The organism is Streptomyces sp. NPDC111507, from assembly GCF_055638955.1.
Genome location: NZ_JBVKBU010000022.1, coordinates 22,109 through 39,410 on the forward strand (window position 1 = coordinate 22,109; position 17,302 = coordinate 39,410).

At 71.7% G+C, this 17,302-nt stretch carries 16 protein-coding genes; 9 read left to right on the forward strand and 7 right to left on the reverse strand.

Annotated features, from left to right (window positions below; all coding sequences use genetic code 11):
• Nucleotides 1-60: 60 nt before the first annotated feature.
• From ACZ7M2_RS46585 to ACZ7M2_RS46600, 4 genes are all read right to left on the reverse strand, one after another.
• A complete protein-coding gene (locus tag ACZ7M2_RS46585) occupies nucleotides 61-1,326 on the reverse strand; it encodes a hypothetical protein (protein ID WP_471600435.1) in 1,266 nt (421 codons plus the stop codon).
• Nucleotides 1,308-2,045: an ABC transporter ATP-binding protein gene (locus ACZ7M2_RS46590; RefSeq protein ID WP_352047831.1), complete on the reverse strand. Its 738-nt coding sequence runs from the start codon at nucleotides 2,043-2,045 to the stop codon at nucleotides 1,308-1,310. Before ACZ7M2_RS46590 ends, ACZ7M2_RS46585 begins: the two co-directional genes overlap by 19 nt.
• Before the next feature lie 205 nt (nucleotides 2,046-2,250).
• Nucleotides 2,251-3,633 (reverse strand): aspartate aminotransferase family protein, encoded by a 1,383-nt coding sequence (locus ACZ7M2_RS46595; protein WP_471600436.1) that lies wholly within the window; start codon nucleotides 3,631-3,633, stop codon nucleotides 2,251-2,253.
• A complete protein-coding gene (locus tag ACZ7M2_RS46600; RefSeq protein WP_054235338.1) occupies nucleotides 3,618-4,136 on the reverse strand; it encodes an Lrp/AsnC family transcriptional regulator in 519 nt (172 codons plus the stop codon). Before ACZ7M2_RS46600 ends, ACZ7M2_RS46595 begins: the two co-directional genes overlap by 16 nt.
• Before the next feature lie 165 nt (nucleotides 4,137-4,301).
• On the opposite strand from ACZ7M2_RS46600, the gene ACZ7M2_RS46605 reads away from it, so the two are divergent.
• The 7 genes from ACZ7M2_RS46605 (at nucleotide 4,302) to ACZ7M2_RS46635 (ending at nucleotide 10,078) form a co-directional block, all read left to right on the forward strand.
• Nucleotides 4,302-5,741 (forward strand): gamma-aminobutyraldehyde dehydrogenase, encoded by a 1,440-nt coding sequence (locus tag ACZ7M2_RS46605; protein WP_471600437.1) that lies wholly within the window; start codon nucleotides 4,302-4,304, stop codon nucleotides 5,739-5,741.
• Between the two features lie 287 nt (nucleotides 5,742-6,028).
• Nucleotides 6,029-7,219 carry an ABC transporter substrate-binding protein gene (locus ACZ7M2_RS46610; protein WP_471600438.1) on the forward strand — a complete coding sequence of 397 codons (1,191 nt, stop codon included), beginning with the start codon at nucleotides 6,029-6,031 and terminating at the stop codon, nucleotides 7,217-7,219.
• A 112-nt stretch (nucleotides 7,220-7,331) separates the two neighbouring features.
• Entirely contained in the window at nucleotides 7,332-7,733 is a 402-nt protein-coding gene (locus ACZ7M2_RS46615) for a sortase-dependent protein (protein WP_471600439.1), read from the forward strand.
• Nucleotides 7,730-8,341: a class F sortase gene (locus tag ACZ7M2_RS46620; RefSeq protein WP_471600440.1), complete on the forward strand. Its 612-nt coding sequence runs from the start codon at nucleotides 7,730-7,732 to the stop codon at nucleotides 8,339-8,341. Before ACZ7M2_RS46615 ends, ACZ7M2_RS46620 begins: the two co-directional genes overlap by 4 nt.
• Nucleotides 8,342-8,436: 95 nt before the next feature.
• Nucleotides 8,437-8,928 carry an RNA polymerase sigma factor gene (locus ACZ7M2_RS46625; protein ID WP_054235333.1) on the forward strand — a complete coding sequence of 164 codons (492 nt, stop codon included), beginning with the start codon at nucleotides 8,437-8,439 and terminating at the stop codon, nucleotides 8,926-8,928.
• Nucleotides 8,912-9,433, forward strand: a complete 522-nt coding sequence (locus ACZ7M2_RS46630; protein WP_471600441.1) for a hypothetical protein — start codon at nucleotides 8,912-8,914, stop codon at nucleotides 9,431-9,433. Before ACZ7M2_RS46625 ends, ACZ7M2_RS46630 begins: the two co-directional genes overlap by 17 nt.
• Nucleotides 9,434-9,496: 63 nt before the next feature.
• On the forward strand, nucleotides 9,497-10,078 hold the full coding sequence (locus tag ACZ7M2_RS46635; RefSeq protein WP_471600442.1) for a PadR family transcriptional regulator: 582 nt from the start codon (nucleotides 9,497-9,499) through the stop codon (nucleotides 10,076-10,078).
• A gap of 34 nt (nucleotides 10,079-10,112) precedes the next feature.
• Here the strand turns inward: ACZ7M2_RS46635 and ACZ7M2_RS46640 are convergent, their stop codons facing one another.
• Nucleotides 10,113-11,111: an Lrp/AsnC family transcriptional regulator gene (locus ACZ7M2_RS46640; protein WP_471600443.1), complete on the reverse strand. Its 999-nt coding sequence runs from the start codon at nucleotides 11,109-11,111 to the stop codon at nucleotides 10,113-10,115.
• A gap of 153 nt (nucleotides 11,112-11,264) precedes the next feature.
• A complete protein-coding gene (locus ACZ7M2_RS46645) occupies nucleotides 11,265-12,884 on the reverse strand; it encodes an MFS transporter (protein ID WP_471600444.1) in 1,620 nt (539 codons plus the stop codon).
• A gap of 226 nt (nucleotides 12,885-13,110) precedes the next feature.
• On the opposite strand from ACZ7M2_RS46645, the gene ACZ7M2_RS46650 reads away from it, so the two are divergent.
• Nucleotides 13,111-14,040: a class I SAM-dependent methyltransferase gene (locus ACZ7M2_RS46650; protein WP_471600445.1), complete on the forward strand. Its 930-nt coding sequence runs from the start codon at nucleotides 13,111-13,113 to the stop codon at nucleotides 14,038-14,040.
• Here the strand turns inward: ACZ7M2_RS46650 and ACZ7M2_RS46655 are convergent.
• On the reverse strand, nucleotides 14,030-15,214 hold the full coding sequence (locus tag ACZ7M2_RS46655; protein ID WP_471600446.1) for a serine hydrolase domain-containing protein: 1,185 nt from the start codon (nucleotides 15,212-15,214) through the stop codon (nucleotides 14,030-14,032). The two genes, ACZ7M2_RS46650 and ACZ7M2_RS46655, sit on opposite strands and share 11 nt — an antisense overlap.
• Before the next feature lie 357 nt (nucleotides 15,215-15,571).
• On the opposite strand from ACZ7M2_RS46655, the gene ACZ7M2_RS46660 reads away from it, so the two are divergent.
• On the forward strand, nucleotides 15,572-17,281 hold the full coding sequence (locus ACZ7M2_RS46660; protein WP_471600447.1) for an RNA polymerase sigma factor: 1,710 nt from the start codon (nucleotides 15,572-15,574) through the stop codon (nucleotides 17,279-17,281).
• The last annotated feature ends 21 nt before the right edge of the window (nucleotides 17,282-17,302 follow it).

A 17,302-nucleotide genomic window follows, 5' to 3' on the forward strand; every position in this document is an offset into this window, starting at 1 on the left:
AAGCAGGAAAGCAGCGGGAAGTAAGCAGGAAAGCAGCGGGAAGGAAGCGCGTACGCGTGCTCAGCGCGCCAGCGGCAGCGCGGCCAGTTCCGCGACCACCCAGGTCAGCGGCCCGAACGCGGCGAGCAGCGCACCCGCGCGGAGCAGCGCGGCGCGCCGCAGCACCGTGGTCGGTGCCCCCAGGCGCAGCAGCGCCGCCGTGGTGTCGGCGCGCGCGTGCTTGGCCTCGACCGCCGCGGTCAGCAGGGTCGCGAGGGTGCACCCGGCCACGAGCAGCGCCCCGAGTGCGCTGAGCGGACCGAACGAGGGCCGCGCCCCGGAGTACATCGTCGCCATGGCGTACGCGCCGGACGCGACCGCGCACACCACGCCGAGCGGGCGCCCGATGCGCCGGGCCTCCGACTGAAGGACACGCCCGGCGAGCAGTCGCACCACACCGGGGCGTACGGCCTGGAGCAGCTGCCCGCACAGATGCGTGATCGCGGGGCCGGCGAGGATCAGCCCGAGCGCGGTCAGGGTCCAGCCACCGAGCACCCCGACGGGGCCGCCGGCGAACCGGCCGGGCAGCGCCAGCCCGGGTGCCGGTCCCGAACGGCTCGCGTACGTCTCCACGGCAAGGCCCGTCGCGAGGACGGCCGTGCCCCAGGGCAGCCCGCCGGGGGCGGGCAGCGGAGGGGCGGGCTGCTGCGGGTCCAGCGGGTGCCCCGGCCGGTCGGCGTACGGGTCGGCCTCGGCGCGCGTACGGGACGGCGTACGGGACGCCTTGCGGGGCGAGGTGCCGTCGGCCCCCGTCCGTCGGGTGCGGGTCGGCCCGGCCCCCCGCGGACGTAGCACCACTGCGCTCGCCACGGAGGAGGCCAGCGGGACCAGGAGCAGCAGGGTCACGGCCGCGGGCAGCGGCAGCGGGTAGTCGGAGGCGAGGAAGGTCGTCGCGTCGCCGTCGAAGGACAGGCCGGGCAGGTCGCCGCGCAGGTGCAGGAAGACGAGCAGCGCGAGCATCGAGCCGAGCGTGGTGGACAGGGCGGTGGTGACCGCCGAGATCGCCATCAGGCGGCCGGGGCCGAGTCCGATCGCCGAGAGCCCGGGGCGTGGCCGGGTCCCCGGGTCCGTACGGGCGACCGCGACCGCGAAGTGCACCGTGGCGGCGGCGGGCGCGAGGCACCACAGGAGCCGGAGCGCCGCGCCGCCCGAGGGGTCCGGGTGCGCCATCGCGTACCCCAGCGTGCACAGCAGCAGGAAGCCGGTACCCGCCGAGGCGGCGGCGACCAGCAGTCTGCGCAGCTGGACGAGGGGGTGTGCCCCGCGGGCTAGACGGAGAGCGAGCACGCGGCCCGGCCTTCCGTCTCGGCGACCGGGGGCAGGTGGACGGTGTTCACGCGCCGTCCGTCGAGCAGCGACACCGTGCGGTCGGCGAGGGCCGCGGTGTCCGTGTCGTGGGTGGCCAGGACGACCGTGATGCCGTGCGAGCGGGCCGCCGCGGTGAGCGTGCGCAGGACGTGCGCGCGATCGGCGCGGTGCAGGGGTGCGGTCGGTTCGTCGGCGAAGAGCACCTTGGGGGCGGGAACGAGCGCACGGGCGATGGCGACGCGCTGGCGTTCGGCCTGGAGCAGGGCGTGCGGGCGCTTGCGGGCGCAGTGGCCGATGTCGAGGCGTTCCAGCCACTCGAGGGCGGCGGTCTTGGCGGCCCGGCGGCCGCAGCCGCGCAGCATCAGGGGCAGCGCCGCGTTCTCCCAGGCGTTCAGTTCCGGTACGAGGACGGGCGCGGGGTCGATCCAGCCGAAGCGGTCGCGGCGCAGCCGTTCGCGGGTGACGGGGCCCATGGTGTGCACCGGCGCGCTGTTGAACCAGACCTCGCCCTGCTGGGGCAGCAGCTGCCCCGACAGGCACCGGAGCAGGGTCGTCTTGCCGCTGCCGCGCGGGCCGCCGACGGCGAGGATCTCGCCCTCGCGGATGCCGAGCGAGACACCGCTGAGCGCGGGCGAGCCGTTGTGCTTGACGTGCAGGGCACGTGCCCAGAGCACGTCGTTGTCCGGCGGGGCCACCATCGCGTACACCTCGGTTCAGATCTGATTTGCGCTGCCAATCCCCCGGACGAGGGAACGAAGGCAGGGCCGATCGGTCACTGGGCACGCTAGGGAGTCAGGGGCGTGAGTAAGGACAGCACGCGGCCCCGGGGCGCCCATTCTCACTCGAACGGGCGGCACCGGGGCCGTTGTTGATCATCCCTGAGGAAGATCGGAGCGGCGAAGCTCAGAGCTTCGTCCACGCCTCCGTCAGCACCTGACGGACGATGCCCTCGATCTCGTCGAAGGTCGACTGGTCGGAGATCAGCGGCGGCGACAGCTGGATGACCGGGTCACCGCGGTCGTCGGCGCGGCAGTAGAGGCCGTACTCGAAGAGCTTCTTGGAGACGAAGCCGTAGAGCACGCGCTCCGACTCCTCGTCCGTGAAGGTCTCCTTGGTGGCCTTGTCCTTCACCAGCTCGATGCCGTAGAAGAAGCCGTTGCCGCGGACGTCGCCGACGATCGGCAGGTCGTGCAGCTTCTGGAGCGTCTGGAGGAAGTTCGCCTCGTTGTCCAGCACGTGCTGGTTGAGGCCCTCGCGCTCGAAGATGTCGAGGTTGGTGAGCGCCACGGCCGCGGAGACCGGGTGGCCGCCGAAGGTGTAGCCGTGCAGGAAGGTGTTGTCGCCCTTGTAGAACGGCTCGGCGATGCGGTCCGAGACGATGGCGGCACCGATGGGGGAGTATCCCGAGGTCATGCCCTTGGCGCAGGTGATGATGTCCGGGATGTAGTCGAACTTGTCACAGGCGAACATCGTGCCGAGGCGGCCGAAGGCGCAGATGACCTCGTCGGAGACGAGCAGCACGTCGTACTTGTCGCAGATCTCGCGCACGCGCTGGAAGTAGCCGGGCGGCGGCGGGAAGCAGCCGCCGGCGTTCTGCACCGGCTCCAGGAAGACCGCCGCGACGGTCTCCGGGCCCTCGAAGAGGATCTCCTGCTCGATCTGGTCGGCGGCCCAGCGGCCGAAGGCCTCCGGGTCGTCGCCGTGGATCGAGGCGCGGTAGATGTTCGTGTTCGGCACCTTGTGCGCGCCCGGGACGAGCGGCTCGAAGGGGGCCTTGAGAGCCGGCAGGCCCGTGATGGACAGGGCGCCCTGCGGGGTGCCGTGGTAGGCGACCGCACGCGAGATGACCTTGTACTTCGTGTGGTTGCCGGTGAGCTTGTGGTACTGCTTGGCGAGCTTCCACGCGGTCTCGACGGCCTCGCCGCCGCCGGTGGTGAAGAAGACCTTGTTCAGGTCGCCCGGAGCGTAGTGCGCGAGGCGCTCGGCCAGCTCGACGGCCTTGGGGTGGGCGTAGGACCACACCGGGAAGAACGCCAGCTCCTGCGCCTGCTTGAACGCCGTCTCCGCCAGCTCGGTGCGGCCGTGGCCCGCCTGGACCACGAACAGGCCCGCGAGACCGTCGAGGTAGCGCTTGCCCTTGTCGTCGTAGATGTAGGTGCCCTCACCACGGACGATGGTGGGAACGGGCGCGTTCTCGTACGAGGACATGCGGGTGAAGTGCATCCACAAGTGGTCGTACGCGGTCTTGCTCAGGTCCTGTGTGCTCACGGCTATCGGGTTCCCCACATGTAGGTCTGCTTCTTGAGCTTCAGATAGACGAAGCTCTCGGTGGAGCGCACCCCGGGCAGGGCCCGGATGCGTTTGTTGATGACGTCCAGCAGGTGGTCGTCGTCCTCGCAGACGATCTCGGCGAGGATGTCGAACGAGCCCGCGGTCATCACCACGTACTCGACTTCCGACATGGCGGTCAGCGCGTCGGCCACCGGATCGAGGTCGCCCTCGACATTGACGCCGACCATCGCCTGCCTGCGGAAGCCCACGGTGAGCGGGTCCGTGACGGCGACGATCTGCATCACGCCCTGGTCGAGCAGCTTCTGGACGCGCTGGCGCACGGCCGCCTCGGACAGGCCTACGGCCTTGCCTATCGCGGCGTACGGACGGCGTCCGTCCTGCTGGAGCTGCTCGATGATGGCGAGGGATACGGAGTCCAGCTGGGGACTGCCGTTCCTGGACTCGCGGGTGGAGTCCCTGGGGTCTGCGCTTCGACTGGCCACGAGCTCACTGTGCACGAGGTCTCGACGGTTCCGCAAGGCTGTAGCGATGAAATTCGTTGTTTACGAGGACGTAGCTTGCGGATTTCGCAGTCAAGGAGTGACCGGGGGTGTTGAAAACGTGGGCCCACGGATTAGGGTGGGTGTCTCAGCGATTGGACACCTGAACTTGGAGGGCCGGCAGTGAGCACCGAGCTGCGTCGTCTGCGCAATTACATCGACGGTGAGTTCCGGGACGCCGCCGACGGGCGGACCACCGAGGTCGTCAATCCCGCGACCGGCGAGGCGTACGCGACCGCGCCGCTGTCCGGTCAGGCCGATGTGGACGCCGCCATGGCGGCCGCCGCCGCGGCCTTCCCTGCCTGGCGCGACCAGACCCCCGCCGAGCGCCAGAAGGCCCTCCTGAAGATCGCGGACGCGTTCGAGGAGCGGGCCGAGGAACTGATCGCCGCCGAGGTCGAGAACACCGGCAAGCCGATCGGGCTGACCCGGTCCGAGGAAATCCCGCCCATGGTCGACCAGATCCGCTTCTTCGCGGGCGCGGCGCGGATGCTCGAGGGCCGCTCGGCCGGCGAGTACATGGAGGGGATGACCTCCATCATCCGCCGTGAGCCGATCGGCGTCTGCGCGCAGGTCGCGCCGTGGAACTACCCGATGATGATGGCGGTGTGGAAGTTCGCCCCGGCGCTCGCGGCCGGCAACACGGTCGTCCTGAAGCCCTCGGACACCACCCCCGCCTCCACCGTCCTGATCGCCGACATCATCGGCGGCATCCTGCCCAAGGGCGTCTTCAACGTCATCTGCGGCGACCGGGAGACCGGCCGCGCGATGGTCGAGCACCCGACCCCGGCGATGGCCTCCATCACCGGCTCCGTCCGCGCGGGCATGTCCGTCGCCGAGTCGGCGTCCAAGGACCTCAAGCGGGTCCACCTGGAGCTGGGCGGCAAGGCCCCCGTCGTCGTCTTCGAGGACACCGACATCGCCAAGGCCGTCGAGGACATCTCGGTCGCGGGCTTCTTCAACGCGGGCCAGGACTGTACGGCCGCCACTCGCGTCCTCGTCCAGGAGTCCATCCACGACGAGTTCGTCGCCGCGCTCGCCAAGGCCGCCGCCGAGACGAAGACCGGTCAGCCGGACGACGAGGACGTGCTCTACGGCCCGCTGAACAACCCGAACCAGCTCAAGCAGGTCGCCGGGGTCATCGAGCGGCTGCCCGCGCACGCCAAGGTCGAGGCGGGCGGCCAGCAGGTCGGCGACAAGGGCTACTTCTACGCCGCGACCGTCGTCTCCGGTCTCAAGCAGGACGACGAGATCATCCAGAACGAGGTCTTCGGGCCGGTCATCACCGTCCAGTCCTTCGCGGACGAGGCCCAGGCCATCGAGTGGGCCAACGGCGTCGACTACGCCCTCGCCTCCTCGGTCTGGACGAAGGACCACGGCCGCGCGATGCGTCTGTCGAAGTCCCTCGACTTCGGCTGCGTGTGGATCAACACCCACATCCCGCTGGTCGCCGAGATGCCGCACGGCGGCTTCAAGAAGTCCGGCTACGGCAAGGACCTGTCGGGGTACGGCTTCGACGACTACACGCGGATCAAGCACGTGATGACGTCGCTCGACGCGTAGTGCGTACGGTGTGAACCGCGCGGCCCCGGACGGGAGTTGATCCCGTCCGGGGCCGCGGTGTTCCCCCCTCGCGGTGGTCGGTTCCGGGCTCGATGCGCAGGGACGTGCCCGTGCCCGTTCCCTTGCCCGGCTCGGGCGGCGGCGGCAAGTCGTGGCGTACGGCGGCTCGGTGGCGGCGCGAGGTGACCGCCGGGACATGAGGCGATCGACAGGGTGTCGGGTCGGCGCGCGACCGCTCGACGCAGCGTCCATTGTTCGCGTCGAGTCGCAACAGGCATGCTGCCGGGGTGCCAGAGATTCGGAAGACCTCGCCCCGCTCCCGCCGGTCCCTGCTGCGTGTCCTGGGCGGGGGTGTGGCGGTCGGGGCCCTCGCGGGCTGCGGGGTGCCCGCCGCGTATGTGTCACCCGGTGACCGCGCCGGAGCGGACCTCTCGGCCCGCGACAAGAAACTGACCTGGGCGAACTGGCCGCTCTACATAGACACCGACGACAAGGACCACACGAAGCGGCCCACGCTGGACGCGTTCCGCGAGCGCACCGGGATCTCCGTCGACTACATCGAGGAGATCAACGACAACGACGAGTTCTTCGGCAAGATCAGCCCGTCCTTGATGAACCATCAGCAGACCGGCCGCGATCTGATCGTCATCAGCGACTGGATGTGCGCGCGCTTCGTCCGGCTCGGCTGGGTGCAGGAGATGGACCGCGCCAGGCAGCCGAACGTCGCCAAGTACCTCGACCCGCTGCTGAGTCGGCCCGCGTTCGACCCGGGCCGCAAGTCCACCGTGCCGTGGCAGTCGGGTATCACCGGCATCGCGTACAACCACCGCAAGCTCGGCCGCGAGATCAACCACGTCGCGGACCTGTGGGCCCCCGACCTCAAGGGCAGGGTCACCCTGCTCTCCGGCCTCGACGAGGCGTTCGCGCTGCTCATGCAGGGCAACGGCGTCGACATCACCCGCTGGAAGGCCGACGACTTCCACACGATCTGCGACCAGGTCGAGAAGTACGTGCACAGCGGCCAGATCCGCCGCTTCACGGGCAACGACTACACCAAGGACCTGGTCAGCGGTGACGTACTGGCCTGTCAGGCGTATTCGGGCGACGTGATCCAGCTCCAGGCGGACAACCCGGACATCCGCTTCGTCGTCCCCGAGGAGGGCGCCGAGCTGTGGTCCGACTCGCTGATGATCCCCAACCTGGCCCGCCACAAGGCCAACGCCGAGAAGCTCGTCGACTACTACTACGAGCCCGAGGTCGCCGCCGAACTGGCGTCCTGGGTCAACTACGTCTGCCCGGTCCCGGCCGCCCAGCACGTCCTCGCCTCCTCCAAGGACGAGGACACCGCCGCCCTCGCCGAGAACCCGCTGATCTTCCCCGACGCCACCATGCGGAAGCGGCTGGCGATCGCGCGCGACATCACGTCCACGGAACGCACGGAGTTCGCCAAGCGCTGGAACGCGATCGCGGGACTCTGACGGCTTTACCATCTCTTTACAACCCGGTCTCCCGCTGCCTCGTCTCTTCGCACGATCCGTAACTCAGCCCGCCGGGTCACCGGGCGGGCGGACCGACGAAAGAGAGCGATTCATGCGCCGAACTGTCCTCAGCACCATGGCACTCGCGTGTACCGCCGTGCTGGCGAGCACGGTGCCCGCCTTCGCCAGTGGGGCGAGCCCGGTCCCGACGGTCCGTCCGACCGCCACCCCGTCCCAGGCGCCGGCCGGCAGCGCCGCCCCGAGCGCGGTGCCGACCACCCGTCCGGCCTCCGCCACCCCGTCCGCGGTTCCGAGCGCCGGCACGCCGACCCGGGCGTCGTCCCCGGCACAGGTCGCCGTCGTGCCGAAGGGGGCGCCCGACACCGGTGTGGCGCCGACGGCGTCGAAGTCCGGAGGCCAGGGCGGCCTGATCGGCGGGGGCGCCGCCGCGGCGTTCGCCATGGGTGGCGCGGCGGTCTTCGTCGTACGTCGCCGGCGGGCGACCGGGGAATGACCTCGCTCTCCAGGCGCGCGTTCGTCACCGCGGCGATGGCCTCGCTGCTCGTGAGCTGCGGCGGCCACGGCACCGACTCGACCGCACCCGAACACCCCGGGAGCACGCCGGTTCCCTCGCGGACCTCCGCGAAGCCCGCGCACGTCCTCGGGCGTTCGGTCCCGGTCGGCTTGCGGATCCCGGCCATCGGGGTCGACACCCCGGTCATGCGGCTGGGGCTGGCCGCGGACGGCAGCGTCCAGGTGCCCCCGATCACGGCGCACGACCGGGCGGGCTGGTACCGGAACTCGCCGACGCCGGGTCAGACCGGTCCGTCGGTGATCCTCGGCCATGTCACGGTCGGTTCCTACGGGGACGGGGTCTTCCGGCGTCTCGCGCAGTTGCGGAAGGGCGACCGGATCGTGGCGCGCCTGGAGAACGGCAGGACGGCGGAGTTCACGGTCGACGCCGTACGCACGGTCGCCAAGGCCGACTTCCCGTCGGACGAGGTGTACGGGGACGTGGACCGTCCCGAGCTACGGCTCATCACGTGCGGAGGGGCCCGTACCGGTACGGGCTACCTCGACAACGTGATCGTCTTCGCCGCGCTGAGCTCGGCGACGCCCTGACCCGCCGGGACCGATCCCGGGCCGGTGGAACGTACGCCGTCGGCCCGGGCTCTTCCCCCACGAGTGCCCGCACGACGTCACGACCATGGAGAGCTTTGAAACGGTCCCGCGAGAAGGCCGCGTCCGAGCTGTTCGCCGCCCTCTATCCGCGCCTCGCCGGCTGGTGCCGCCGTCTCGTCGACGACGACGAGACGGCCCACGAGATCGCCTCGGAGGCGTTCACCCGGCTCTGGGCCCGCTGGACCTCCGTGGCGGAGCCCCGGGGCTTCCTCTACGTCACCGCGGCCAACCTCGTCCGGGACCACTGGCGCAAGCTGGAGCGCGAACGCAGAGCCGTACACCGTGCCACCGCCGAGGCCGCCGTCCGCCCGCACACCGAACAGTCCGACCCGTCCGTACGCCTGCTCGTGCAGTCGCTGCCGGAACGACTGCGCGTCCCGATCCTCCTGCACTACTACGCTGACATGCCGATCCGGGAGGTGTCCGTGCTGACCGGACGCAAGGAAGGAACCATCAAGGCCGACCTCCACGCGGCCCGCGAACTGCTCCGCGCCCACCTGAGGAGAAGCCTTGATCACACACTCTGACGAGGGTCCGGACTTCGCACCCGACGATCCGCTCGCCGTCATCCTGCGGCCCGCCTCCGACTACCTCGGCCCGCCCCCCGGCCACTACGAGGCGATCCGCCGCGGCGCGGCCCGCCGCCGGCTGCTGCGCACCGCGGTCGGGGTCGGGTCGGTGTGCGCCGTCGCCGCCCTCGTCGCGCTGCCGATCAGCCTGTCGACGTCCCAGGCACCCGTGTCCCCGACGGTCCCGCTCGCCCCGCCCTCCGAGGGCCGTCCTTCGTCCGTGCCCCCCAGCCCGTCGGCGTCCCCCGCGCCCGCCGGTCCCAGCCGCACCCCGGAGAGCCGGACGGCCCTTCCCGCCCCGGGGAACCGGACGGCAAGTCCGACCCAGTCGGCCCGGACGACCGGCCGCGCCACGACCCGGCCGGCCGTCCCCACCCCGGCGCTGTCGTCGACGCCGTCGGCGACACCGACCACGCCCGTCGCCCAGCCGTCGATCGCGCCGAGCGGCTCTCCCCGCGGCTGACGGACGACCTTCACTCCGTTGACTAATCAAGGGGGTGTCGATACAGGGTGTTAATTTGGGGAAATGGCTCTGCGCAACGCGGTGATGGCCGCGCTTCTGGAGGGCGAGGCGTCCGGATACGACCTCGCGAAGGGGTTCGAGGCCTCGGTCGCCAACTACTGGATGGCCACCCCTCAGCAGATCTACCGCGAGCTGGAGCGCATGGAGGGCGAAGGGCTCGTCTCCGCCCGCGTCGTGCAGCAGGAACGCCGGCCCAACAAGCGGCTCTTCACGCTCACCGAGGCCGGACTCGACGCGATGCGTGCCTACACGGCCGAAGTCCCCAGCAAGCCGACGGCGATCCGGGACGAGCTGATGGTCAAGGTGAGTTGCGTCGACATCGGAGACGCCGAAGCCGTACGGGCCGGGGTCGTCGAGCGTGTGGAGCGGGCCGGCGCCAAACTGGCCCGCTACCGGCGCGCGCAGGAACGCATGCTGGCCGGCCGCGGCGAGGAGGAGTACCTCGCCACCGTCGAACGCGTGGGCCCCTACCTCACCCTGCTCGGCGGCATGGCTCTGGAGCAGGCGAACCTCCAGTGGGGCGAGACGGTCCTGAGGAGGCTCGACCAGCGGGCCGAGGCCCTCGGCGCCACGGCTCGCGGCTGACGCTCCAGCTGCCCCGTGCCCGTCCTGGGCGGGGTCAGCGGCCCGGGTCGTAGGCGAGTTGCTTGATCAGGCGCAGGGTCAGGGCGGTCTCGACGGCCTGGACGCCGTCGAGGGCGCCGATCTTCTCGCTCAGATACGTGTACAGCTCCGCGCTGTCGCGGCAGACGGTCGCGGCGACGATGCCGGCCTGGCCGGTGATCGCCGCGGCGAAACGCACCTCGGGATGCGCGGCGAGTGCCCGTCCGACGTCGGCGAGCGCCGCCGGGGCCACGGTGAGCCACAGCATGGCCTCCACCTCGTGGCCGAGGGGTTCCTGGTCGAACTGGATGTCGAAGTAGAGCACTCCGGTGGCCCGCATGCGCTCCACACGCCGCTTGACCACGGACTCCGACTGGCCGGTGGCCGCCTGGAGTTCGGTGAGCGTGGCACGCCCGTCCCGGACGAGTACGGCCAGCAGCGCCTCGTCGGCCGCCTCCAGCGTGAGGGGGTCGGTGACCGGCTCGACCGGCGGTGGGCGCAGGGCCGCCTGCTGGTCGGGGGCGAGCCCGTCGGCCTTGTTGAGCCAGTCCAGCCGTCCGCCGTAGAACGAGTGCAGCACGCAGTGGGCACTGACCGAGACGACACGGGGGGTGCGCTGCAACCGCTCGAAGAGCAGTTCGTCCCGGGCCTGCCGGCTGCGCGGCTTCATCGCGCACATCACCTCGGCGCCGCCGGACATCAGCGAGACGTAGGAGGTGTCGGGGCGCCGGGCGAGCGCGCCCGCCAGCTGTTCGGCCACGTCTGGCGTGCAGCGCAGCCGGACGATCCAGTTGGTGCGGCCGAGCCGGCCCTCGTCGATCACGCCGAGCACCCGCAGCCGTGCCGTGGTGCGCAGCCGTCGCAGGCGCCGGGCGACGGTCTGGTCGGAGACCCCGAGCACCTCCGCGATCCGGGAGAGCGGCGCCCGTCCGTCGATCTGGAGGCACTGGAGCAGTCTCAGGTCGAGTGCGTCGAGCGCGCGGGACGGCATCGGCTCCGCCTCCTCTCGCTCCATGCGGACTCCCGAAGTCAATGATCGAGCATGACGGTGAGGCCCGGGACCAGTGTGGTCCCGGGCCTCGTACGGGCGCCCGTTCCGTCCCCACGAAAGGGCGCCCCCAGGGCCTGTCCGGCGGATCATGCCGCAGACGCGGCCCTGGTGCCGGGGTCAGGCGCGCTGCCCCAGCCGGGGCTCCGCCGCCCCGGTCTCCCGCGGCGCCGCCGGGGCGGCGCCGGATCCGGCCACCGGCCCGGTGGACGGCTGCCGCGGGCTGCGCAGCAGGACGGCACCGACCGCCGCGGCGACCAGGGTCAGTGCCGCGGCGATGATCAGGCACAGGTGGAGGCCGTCGAGGAAGGCCTCGGACAGGGCGCCCAGGGCACGGCCCCGGTCGGCGCCCAGGTTCATGCCCGCGACCGCGCCCAGGCCGTTCGCGTCCACCATGGAGGTGACGCTCCGTACCGTTGACGCCGGCAGACCGACGTCGGTGAGGTGACCCGGCAGGGTGTGCACGGCCTTGGTGGTCAGCACGGCGCCGAGGACGGCCGGGCCGAGCGCGCCGCCGACCTGCCGGAACGCGCTGTTCCCGGCGGCCGCCATACCGGCCTGGCGCAGCGGTACGGACGCGACGGCCGCGGCCGTCATCGGCGTGATGACGAAGCCCAGGCCGAGGCCGAGCAGGGCCAGCCGCCAGGCCAGCGAACCGAACGACGTACCGGCGTCGATGGACGTCAGCGACAGCAGCGAGGCCGCGGTCACCAGCAGCCCGCCGGTGATCAGGACGCGGGGCGACACCTTGTGCATCAGCCGTCCGGCCGGTGCCCCGACGAGGATGCACATCAGCGTGACCACCAGCATCCGGGCCGCCGCCTCCAGGGTGCTGAGCTGCTGCACCATGCCGAAGTAGAGGCTGAGGGCGAAGAAGAAGCCGATCAGGCCCAGGAAGCTGATCATGGCGACGAGCGTCGTGGCGGTGAAGGCGGGGCTGCGGAAGAGCGTCAGGTCCAGCATCGGGCTGTCACTGCGCCGCTCCGCCAGGACGAACGCGACGGCCGCGATCGCCGCCGTCACCAGGGCCACGATCACCTTCCCGTCGGTGAAGGAGCCGGCGCCGCCCTCGATGACGCCGTAGACCAGCGCGGTGATCGCCACCGCGGCGGTGATCTGGCCGGGCCAGTCCAGACGTCGTGAGCCGGGGGCGCGCGAGTCGGTCACCAGCCGGGCCGCGAAGGCCATCGCGAGGAGCGAGGCGGGGACGGGCAGCAGGTATATCCAGCGCCAGGAGAAGTGCTCCAGGATCAGTCCCGCGATCACCGGGCCGACGGCCAGCGCCGCCATCAGGGCCGTGGCCCACAGCCCGACGAACTTGCCGCGTTCGCGGTGGTCGGGCACGGCATGGCTGATCAGCGCCAGCGTCGTGGGCAGCAGCGCGGCGGCGCCCAGACCGGCGAAGGCCTGGCCCACCCACAGGACCTCGATGGACCGCGCGCACAGCGCGATCGCCGCCCCCACCGCGCTGAACGCGAGGCCCGCCTGGAAGACCTTCTTGCGGCCGTGGACCTCGCCGAAGACACCCGCGGTCAGGATCAGCGCGGCCATGGGCAGCACGAACGCGTCCGAGACCCACGACAGTTGGGCGGTCGACGCGTTCAGCGCCCGCTGGATGGCCGGCAGGCTCACCGAAACGGTGGTCACCGGTAGATACGCGACGAACACGCCCACGCAGGCCATGACGAGCGTGGCCGCCCGCCGTTCCCGCGGCTCGTGCGCCGTTGTCGTGACGTTCACGGAACTCCCTCTCCCCCTGCGGCGCACCGCACCGCGATCGCTTGATACGGCGCTCACCTTCGGGGCCGCCCGCGGGCCGGGGCCAGCCACGGCGGGGGAAACCTGGATATTCGACATTCCGGACCCGGTTTCCCGGGATTTCCGTGATGCCTGTCAGGACGTGATGCCTGTCAGGAGGTGTGAGGCCGCCGATCCGGCGACTCGCGCGGCGGATAGGTTCGCGGGTATGACGACGACATCGCAAGAAGCCTTCCTGCGGGCCTTCCACGCCGAGCGGCCGACGGTGACGGCGGACGCGTTCGCCGGTGGCCGCGCCGCGGACGGCCGGTCCAGCTACGAGATCTTGCGCGACCGGGTGGCCGGCCACGGGCGGGTACTGGATCTCGGTTGCGGCGACGGCCTGTTGCTCGAACTGCTCGCCCGGACCGAGGGACGCCGGCTGGCCGGGGTGGACCTCTCCGCGGAAGCCCTGGCGCTGGCGCGACGCCGACCGCTGCCCGCCGGGACGACGCTGTCGGAGAGCCGGGCCCAGCACCTTCCCTTCGCCGACGACACCTTCGACGCCTGTGTCTCCCACATGGCGTTGATGCTGATGGGCGAGGTGGAACAGGTGGTCGCGGAAGTGGCCCGGGTGCTGCGCCCCGGAGGCATGCTGGCCGGCGTGATCGGCGGCGGAGCCGTGGGCGGTGAGGCGTACGAGCTGTTCATCGGGCTGTTGCGGAACGCGGTCGAGACGGCTCCCGCCGGACAGCGCATCCCCGCACTCGGGGACCGGAGGACCCGCAGCCGTGCGGGGCTCGACAGCGTCCTCGCGCCGGCGGGATTCGCGCCGGTCGACTGGGAGACCGTCCCCATCGACCTGAGCGGACCGGTCGAGCAGGTGTGGGACGCCCTGGCAGGTGTCTATGACGTCGGCCCGCTCGACGCGGCCACCGTGGAGTCCCTGCGTGCGGCCTTCCTCACCGGGGCGAGGAAGCTCACGGCGCCGAACGGGGTCGTCCCGTGCGGGATGAACGTGCATCTCGTGACGACGAACCTGACGACGAATCTGACGGCGCATCCGGAGACGCATCCGAAGACGCATCCGGCGGTGAGTGCGGCAGCGAATCCGGAGAAGCGTCCGAGCGGTCCGGCGGCCGAAACCGCTACTGCTTGAGCGCCGCCATCGCGATGCGCAGGGCGACCGGGTTCATCTCCTCGCCCTTCGCGTCCGTGGCGTTGACCGAGTAGACGAGCGTGCGGGAGAGATCGCGGGTGGCCGCCATGACCGCCGTGTATCCGTACCGCCCGCCCGACTTGAGCCAGTAGACCCGCCCGCCGTACTCGAAGCGCTCGAGCCCGGCGCTCATGGTGGCCCCGTCGATGCCCGACGGAACCGTGAACATCTCCTTCAGCTGCGGCTCCGGGACCAGCTCGCCACGGAAGAGATGGAGGGTCAGCCGCTCCAGGTCCGCCGTCGTGGAGATCATGTCGCCCGCCGCCCAGCGGTCCGCCTGGTTCCACTCGGTGACGTCGACGAACTCCGTCGTGCCGTCCGCCCGCTTCACCGCCTGGTAGCCGAGGTTGTGCGGGCCCCGGATACGCGGATCGGTACCGGGGAAGTACGTGTGCGGCATCCCGGCGGGCCGCAGCACGCGCCGGGTGGCCTCGGAGGCGTACGAGTGCCCCGTGACCTTCTCGATCAGCATGCCGAGGATCGTGTAGTTGATGTTCAGGTAGTGCTGCCGCTCGCCGGGGCGGAACTCCGGCCCCTTCGCCACCGCGGAGGCGACGACCTGCCGGGGCGTGAGGGCGTCGAAGCGGTGCGCGTACGCGTCCTCGAAGGAGTCGCCGAAGCCGTCACCCGCCTGGATCCCGCTGGTGTGGTTCAGCAACCGGCGTAAGGAGACGGGCTTGAAGGCGGGCGACAGCAGCCCGGGGAGATAGCGCTGTACGGGCGCGCCCAGATCGACCTTGCCCTCGGCCGCGAGCTGCAGCACGACCGCCGCCGTGACCACCTTCGTCGTCGAACCGGCCCGGAAGAGCGCGTCCGGGTCCGCCGCGCGGCCGCTCGCCAGATCGTGCACTCCGCCGCTCCCGAGCCAGCAGCCGTCGGTGCCCCCGACCCGTACGAGCGCGGCCGTCGCGTCGGTGTCCGGCAGTCCCGCGAGCGCGGCGCGCAGGGCGGCGGCGTCCGGTCCGGTCGTGACCGTGGCCGCCGTGGCCGTCCGTGGCGCGGCAAAGGGCGCGGCAAAGGGCGCGGCGACGGCGGGTACGGCCAGCGGGCCGGCCGCCAGGCCCAGCACGAGGGTGGCGGCGACGGCGGCGACGGTTCGGGTACGGGTGGGCATCTGCGCCTCCTGGTGTGGACGGGACGGTGAGAACATCCTGCGGTCGCCCGCCCGCTCGCGAATCCTCCCCGAGGACGGCCCGGTCCCTGGCGCTGACCCGGACCAACTGCCCTTCTGCGTAAGGGTGTTGTGGGAGGTAGCCCTTAGGTGGGGCGCGGCGGGAGTTTCGAAGACAGGGAGGGCAAAAAAACTGTTATCGCGGAGGGCGGCCCTCCGTCTCCTGTGTGTCAGGACCCGACGAACGGCTGTGATCCGCGACATAGCGCGCGGACACGCTCGCCGGGGTGGGGGATCCTGCACTCCCGCCCGTGTGTGCCAAGTGGCACGGGCGGTCACCGTGGCATCGGAGGGACGTACGTGGACGGGCGGCAGTGGCGCTCCATCATCGGGGCCGCGCAGGCCGGCGACCGGCGCGCCCTCGACGAACTCGTCGCGGGCTGGCTCCCCCTCGTCTACAACATCGTCGGCCGCGCCCTGAACGGCCACGCGGACGTCGACGACGTCGTGCAGGAGACCATGCTGCGCGCCGTCGACAACCTCGGCTCGCTGCGCGACCCGGACAGCTTCCGGTCCTGGCTGGTCGCCATCACGATGCGGCAGATACGGGAGCGCTCGCGCCGCCGGACGGCCGAGCCGCTGGCCGACGACGCCGGTGATCAGGCCGCCGACTTCGCCGAACTGACCGTGCTGCGGCTCCAGTTGGAGGGGCAGCGGCGAGAGGTCGCGGAGGCGGTGCGCTGGCTCGACGACGAGGACCGCCAGTTGCTCTCGTTGTGGTGGCTGGAGGTCGCGGGCGAACTCACCCGGCGTGAGCTGGCGGCGGCGGTCGGGATCAGCAGGCAGCACGCGGCGGTGCGGGTACAGCGGATGAAGCAACGGCTGGAGATCGCACGGGACATCGTGCGGGCGCTCGACGGCCACCACCCCGGCGCGGGCAACTCCCCCTGCCCCGACCTGCGGTTGGTGACCGCCCGCTGGGACGGGCGGCCCGACTCGGTGTGGCGCAAGCGGCTGGCCCGGCACATCCGGGGCTGCGCGTACTGTTCGGGCGCCCGCGAGGCCGTCGTACCGGCCGAACGCCTCCTCGTCGGGATCGCCCTCGTCCCGCTGCCCGTCGGCTTCACGCTGTCGCTCGCGCTCGGCGGCAAGACGGCGGTCGCCGCCGCCTCCGTCGGCTGGTCCGCCAAGGTCCTCGGCCTGCTCACCAAGCCCGCCGTCGCCGTCACGGCCGGCGCCACCCTCGCCGCGGGCGGCCTGTACGTCGTCACCCGGGCGCCCGACGACCCGCCCCCTGCCCTCGCCGCGCCCACGGCGGCGAGCACCGCACGCCCACCGTCGGGAGGTACGGGGGAGCCGCCCGCCTCCGCGACCCCCTCACCGTCCCCCTCCGCCTCCCCGTCGCCCTCGCCCTCGCCCGCGAAGACCCGCGTCCAGCTGTACGGCACCGTCGTCGACGCCGTCGACAGCGCGCCCGCCGCGAGCGCGCTTCCGGCGACGCTGCCCCGGCGCGCCGAGAAGGGCGTCACCGCCACCGGGGCGCCCGCCACCGGCCTCACCCACCGCGGGGAGACGGTCACCTTCAGCGGGCAGGGCTACTTCAGGGTCCGCTGGCAGGTCCTGCCGCAGCAGCGCACCGGCGCCCTGCTCATGCCGACCTGGACCGGGCTGAGCGGCAAGCTCTTCCACGTCGCCTCGGGCGGCGGTCACCGCATGGACGACGTGCAGTCGGGTTCGACGGACGGCACGACCTGGATGGGCGGCCCGTCCGTGGGCTACGCCGTCCTGCCCTCCGGCACCCAACAGATGTGGCAGAACGAGTACTTCTGGATCGACGGCACCGTCACCCTCCACCAGAACGAGGGCCCCGCCGACTACAACCTGTTCGTCCAGACCTCCACCTGGGACAAGGTGACCGAGGACGTCCGCACCGGTCCCGCCCAGGGCGTGATCCGCTACGGCCTCGTCCGCGACAACGGAGAGGACACCGCCCCGGTGCCGCAGTACCTGACCCGCTCGACCCCCGCCGACCCGGCGACGGTGAGCCTGCGCTCGCAGGTCACCTCCTGACGGTGCCGCCAGCGTTTTTCC